This window comes from Vogesella mureinivorans (genome assembly GCF_007644035.1).
Lineage (GTDB): Bacteria > Pseudomonadota > Gammaproteobacteria > Burkholderiales > Chromobacteriaceae > Vogesella > Vogesella mureinivorans.
In genome coordinates, this window is record NZ_VMTV02000943.1 from 1 (window position 1) to 473 (window position 473).

The 473-nt window shown below is 70.8% G+C and carries 1 protein-coding gene; it reads right to left on the reverse strand.

Annotated elements, in window-relative coordinates:
- Positions 1 to 473, reverse strand: a 473-nt coding sequence (locus FLQ44_RS21255; protein ID WP_147695967.1) for a TonB-dependent receptor domain-containing protein, incomplete at both ends; no start/stop codon positions are given.

Sequence of the window (473 nt, forward strand, 5' to 3'; positions counted from 1 at the left end):
GGCCGATGAGGCTGCGGCCGAGGCTGCGCTCATGCACGGCCAGCAGGCTGCCGTTGCGGCGCGGCACGTTGATCAGAGCGCTGCCCACTTCGAGCACGTTGTCGCGAGTGACCTCGGCATCGAGCTGCACCCAGGCGGCGTTGAGTCGCCAGTGCTCGCCGATGCGGCCCGAAGCATCGAACTCGACGCCGCGGCTGCGCACCTCGCCGGCCGCGATGGAAAAGCCGGCGTTGCCAGGGTCGCCGGTCAGCACATTGCGCTTGTCGATCTGGAAGGCGGTAAGCGTGGCGCCGAAGCCGCCGTCGCGCTGCTCCCCCTTGGCGCCGGCCTCCAGCGCGCGGCCGGATTCGGGATCGAAGGCGGTGCCGTTGACGTCGCTGCCGGCGTTCGGTCGGAACGACTGGCCGACGTTGGCGAACAGGGTGTAGCCCGCGCTGCCGAGCCAGGACAGGCCCAGACGCGGCACCCATTCG